The organism is Muribaculum sp. (assembly GCF_029051885.1).
In the GTDB taxonomy this organism is placed as follows: Bacteria; Bacteroidota; Bacteroidia; order Bacteroidales; family Muribaculaceae; genus Muribaculum.
Window position 1 is genome coordinate 1 of record NZ_JAIDKI010000133.1, and the last position, 4863, is coordinate 4863.

The 4863-nt window shown below is 49.4% G+C and carries 5 protein-coding genes; 1 reads left to right on the top strand and 4 read right to left on the bottom strand.

Annotated elements, in window-relative coordinates; genetic code table 11:
• Positions 1 to 390: 390 nt before the first annotated feature.
• Together K2I50_RS05770 and K2I50_RS05775 are read right to left on the bottom strand one after the other, a co-directional pair.
• Positions 391 to 942: a hypothetical protein gene (locus K2I50_RS05770; protein WP_301025259.1), complete on the bottom strand. Its 552-nt coding sequence runs from the start codon at positions 940 to 942 to the stop codon at positions 391 to 393.
• Between the two features lie 39 nt (positions 943 to 981).
• Complete coding sequence (locus K2I50_RS05775) at positions 982 to 1470, bottom strand: RNA polymerase sigma factor (protein WP_301025260.1); 489 nt, start codon at positions 1468 to 1470, stop codon at positions 982 to 984.
• Between the two features lie 458 nt (positions 1471 to 1928).
• Here K2I50_RS05775 and K2I50_RS05780 point away from each other — a divergent pair, with 458 nt between their 5' ends.
• On the top strand, positions 1929 to 2366 hold the full coding sequence (locus tag K2I50_RS05780) for a DUF4234 domain-containing protein (protein WP_301025261.1): 438 nt from the start codon (positions 1929 to 1931) through the stop codon (positions 2364 to 2366).
• On the opposite strand, the gene K2I50_RS05785 is transcribed toward K2I50_RS05780, so the two are convergent.
• Together K2I50_RS05785 and K2I50_RS05790 are read right to left on the bottom strand one after the other, a co-directional pair.
• Positions 2363 to 3103 (bottom strand): nucleotidyltransferase family protein, encoded by a 741-nt coding sequence (locus tag K2I50_RS05785; RefSeq protein WP_301025262.1) that lies wholly within the window; start codon positions 3101 to 3103, stop codon positions 2363 to 2365. The two genes, K2I50_RS05780 and K2I50_RS05785, sit on opposite strands and share 4 nt — an antisense overlap.
• Entirely contained in the window at positions 3100 to 4548 is a 1449-nt protein-coding gene (locus K2I50_RS05790; protein WP_526022958.1) for a RapZ C-terminal domain-containing protein, read from the bottom strand. The genes K2I50_RS05785 and K2I50_RS05790 overlap by 4 nt, the downstream gene beginning before the upstream one ends.
• Positions 4549 to 4863 lie beyond the last annotated feature (315 nt).

The window sequence follows — 4863 nt, forward strand, 5'->3', positions numbered from 1 at the left end:
TCTCCACACTCTGGAAATACCCTATCGCCGTCAGATTGAATATAAAAAACACGAATGCCACAGCATACAGCGGAAAACCATAGGCAGCTATCTCAGCGGCCGACGTTGACAGGTCGAGGAAAAGGCCCACCATCTCCGTCGGGAAAAACACAACCGCCCCTACTACCCAATCACAACACGCCTACAATCCACACCTCCTACCCCACCCACGCCTCGCCTACAACTCCCGCGTTAGCGCAATAGCCGCGTTAGCGGTGTCTACAACGTTAGCCCCACCCAAGAGCCGCGTTAGCGGTTCGCAGGGTGGGGTTCTGCCAGCCCCCTTGGAAATGCCTGGCGTAGCCCGGCGACTACCAACACCAACCATCATGATACCATAAAAACGCGATGTCATGCGTCACCACCATAAAGCGTACGGTATTCTCTCATCATTTTAATATATATGCCGATGCCCAATATCAGGCCCACCGCTCCTCCGGCCACCATGCTCCATATATATACACCGTCGTCCGATAATGCCAATGCAACACTCCCGAGTACCGGCACAAGCAACACTATCAGGATGGACATAAACATATGATGGCGGCGACGATAATACCGAGCCCTTTCTGCCACCACAGCCACCCCCATGCTGCAACAGTCTATCTTCTTTATGCCAATCATCAGATACAAATCCATCATAGAGGCAAGCAAAAAGAATCCACCCAGCAAAATCCGCGGACACATCGGCAATATATGCCGATAAAGTATCACCGACACCGCGCACATCAACATTCCGACCACAGAAAATATACGATAGCGCCTTACGAGCCTATCCTGCGCTGTCACAATCTTGCCAACCCTTATCCTGGCGATATGCTCGTCGGTTTTACTTCTGTTCTCAAGTTCTGCCAGACGACTATCAATACTGTCGATTCGACGTTTAAGTTCTTCAATATCCATATTCTATATCTTTATTACATTCTTTAATCCACTGCCGCGCTATTCCTCCGAATACCTCACCAGCTTCTCCTTTATCCTTTTCAGCCTCGAGGCCACTGTATTGCGAGGCATAGCCATCACATCGGCAATAGCATCATACGGATACTCGTCGAGCCAAAGAAGTATCATCGCCTTCTCCACACGGTCAAGCCTGTTGATAAGCCCGTGCATTTCCGACAACATCTCAGAGCGGTTCTCCTCGTCATAGGCCACATCTGTCAATGCCGACAACGGAGTATAATCTCCGGCCTTACGGTTTTTGCGGAAAAAACTCACACAACTGTTCAGCGCCACACGATACACCCATGTACGCGCATCCGACTCGCCGCGAAACCGGTCCATACCGCGCCAGAGGTTCACATAGGTCTCCTGCCTCATATCCTCATAGTCCTCGACACACCCGGCATACATGTAACATACCTTGTTGACAGTACGGCCATGCTCCCGCAGCAACTGCAAGAAAGTGTCATCCGTTTTATCAAATAACATAAAGTTTGTTTATTTCATGAAGTCATCTTCAATACCATTAGACGCAGCCGCTACTGATTAGTTCCTCTACATTCATAAATAATGCTCACAAAACGGCATCTTGACAATGCATGCATTTGAATTCTCAACCAATTTCATCATTATTTTATATTTTTTACAAAATATTTTGCATTAAGCAACACAATTACATATATTTGCGAAAAATAAGTAACTGGTCGAAATTATTTCAATGCTTATCTGTGAGAAATTTTCAGTAGATTTTTCTAATACACTACTGATGAATAGATGGAACGATTCAAAAAAATTACAGCAGAAACATTGAAACCAATATGGCCCGCAAATCTAACATGATTTAAATCAATTAATTACAAACCAATTATTAACTCGCGTCCACATAATACTATCATGAGGCGCACTAAATTTCCGGACAAGGACGGAAGTAAAACAAATCAATCGCTATGCTACCCACCAATCGAGGCTTTTGGCTCACTTTAATCCTGTCAATCCTCACATTAGGCATCTATCAGTGGTACCTCGTCTACGCATTTGCCCGCGAAACCAATATCGCATGCAGCAGAGACGGACAGAGCACAACCGGACTGTTTCTATACATAGTCCTGTCTATAGTCACATTAGGCATCTATTCCATCGTATGGTATTGCAAATGGATTACCCGTTGCAACACATATCTCACCATGAACGGACAGCCTCAGGGACTGCAGGTAAGCACCTACATCCTCTCTGTCTTCTTCGGATGGCTTACCGCCGGTATATTCAACCTTGTTGTATTCTGCAAAATGCTCTATCTGCAAAATGCGGTAAACAACACCTACAACAATCTCACAGGCTGCACATCCGATGCTCCCGCCGGAGGTTACGCTCCTGCCGCTGTCTAACAAAGAGAATCTTCCGCCCGACGCAGTTTGTCGAGCGTACCGATATCGTGCCAGTTCGTACCCGCGGGCTGGCACCATCCTTTTATATACATCCTGCCGCACGACTCGATATAATAGTCGGTAATCGAAAACGCCCTCTTCCCCTTATCTCTGGAATAACGGCATATATCCTCTACCAGACGTGGCGAAACGATATGGACACCACCGAACGCCATCGACTCCATGCCTGAAATATCCAGCCCCTCGGGACGCACCCGGCCACTGCGCACATCCGTCCAGCCATGCATACGCATATCCCGGTCAAACAGCAGATAGCGCGATGTCGTCCTGCGGCCCGTCAGCAACGTCGCATCGGCGCCCGACGCCTCATGCTCACGCAGCATCTCCATAAAATCCACATCGGTATATATATCCGCATTATGTAGCAACACAGGCTCATCGCCGGAAAGCCAGTCGGCGGCAGCAGCCACCCCTCCGCCGGTGTCAAGCAGCATGTCGCTTTCGTCACTTATATGCAGCCTCATCCCGAAGTCATCATGCTCTCTGAGGAAATCCACCACTTTGCCGGCAAAATGATGCACATTGACCACAGCCTCACCGACTCCGCATGATTTCATACGCGTAAGCACCCGCTCAAGCATCGCCACACCACCAAGTTCGACGAGTGCCTTCGGCACACTGTCGGTAAGCGGACGCAGCCTCGTGCCCAGACCGGCGGCAAATACCATCCCTTTCATCGGCGCGCGTTATAAATGGTAGAGATACCCTGTTCGCGATGACACAACACCACCTTGACTCCATATTTTTCATTAAGGTGACGGGCCATATGCTCGGCGGCATATACCGACCGATGTTGGCCGCCTGTACACCCGAAGCTCACCATCAGCTGAGAGAATCCTCGCTCAAGGTAGCAGTCGACAGTCATATCCACGAGAGCATACGCATTGTCGAGGAAACGCGTTATCTCTCCGTCGCTTTCCAGAAAGTCAATCACAGGCTGGTCGCGCCCGGTAAGGGCGAGATACTGTGGATAGCGCCCCGGATTGTTGAGCGCACGGCAATCAAACACGAATCCGCCGCCGTTGGGAGTGGTATCCTCGGGAATACCCGACTTACGGTAGCCGAAACTGAACACCCTTATAGTCATGTCCTTACTCTGCGAGCGGTCATTGCTCCACCGTGGCAACTCCGTCAGGCGACGCAGCGTATCCATAAGGTAAGGCATACCCTCGGGAGCATCAGGGTCGTCAAGCAGACGGCGCAGATTGTCCATAGCCGCCGGAATACTCTGCAGGAAATGGGCCTTGCGCTGTACAAGTCCGCGCAGGCCGTATGCACCAAGCACCTGAAGTGTGCGCAACAGCACAAACAGCTTCAGCTCACGGCGGAATTTCACACCGTCGAGAGCTATATACGGCCTTGAAGCCTCGATATATTCATCTATGAGTTCATCGCGCAGATCATCGGGATAATGAGCCTGCGCCTGCCACAGAAACGACACCACATCATAATGATACGGGCCTCGGCGGCCGCCCTGAAAATCTATAAACCGCGGACTGCCGTCGGAGGCAAGCATAACATTGCGCGACTGGAAATCACGGTACATGAACGTAGGAGTGTCATGCTCAAGCACCATGTCACATAAAGTAGTGAAATCCCGCTCAAGCATCACCTCCGAATGCTCTACTCCGGAGGGTTTCAGAAAGCAATATTTAAAATAATTCAGATCCCACATCAATGCCCGGCGGTCCATACGTCCCACCGGAAAGCATACTCCGTCGAAATCAAGACCCTCGGCCCCCTTCCACTGCAATACCGGCAGAGCGGCTACAGTACGGCGCAACACCTCACGCTGCTCATCGCTCCAGATACCCTGGGTACGGCCGGGAGCGATAAATCCGAACAGAGCCGTAGAGCCCAGATCCTCCTGTATGTAATATATCCCGTCGTCACTAATGCCTCGCACCTCTGGCACAGGAAGTCCCTTGCTGCGGAAATGGCGTGATAGCTCGACAAAGGCTCTGTTTTCCGCGACATCGGTGCCTACGACTCCTATGAGCGACTCCACACCACGCATACGATAATATCGGCGTCCCGACCCGGCTCCAGGCAGCAGCACTATGCTTTCAGGAGCATAGCCGGTAGCCTCCTGATACAGATTGTAGAGCACATTGTCAACCACTGCTGTACCGTTTTTATCTTCACTCATAAATTAGTATATAAATATACGATATTCTCATGAATTCCACCGGTCAAATCTAAGAGAATGTTTGGATTTGACTCATGTTAAGATTCAGAGAGGATTTCCGAAAATGTTTTGAGATTGAATGAAGAAATTATGGGAATCCATAATGAATGAAAGCTCGAAACAGGCCGGAAAGACCGCTAAAGATTTCATAAAGTTAAATTCAACCATTCTCTAAGAGCTTGTTTAATAATAAATGTTACCGTCAGGGCGGTCAATCGTCGAGTATATTTTCGCTTGTGATGAGGGAGT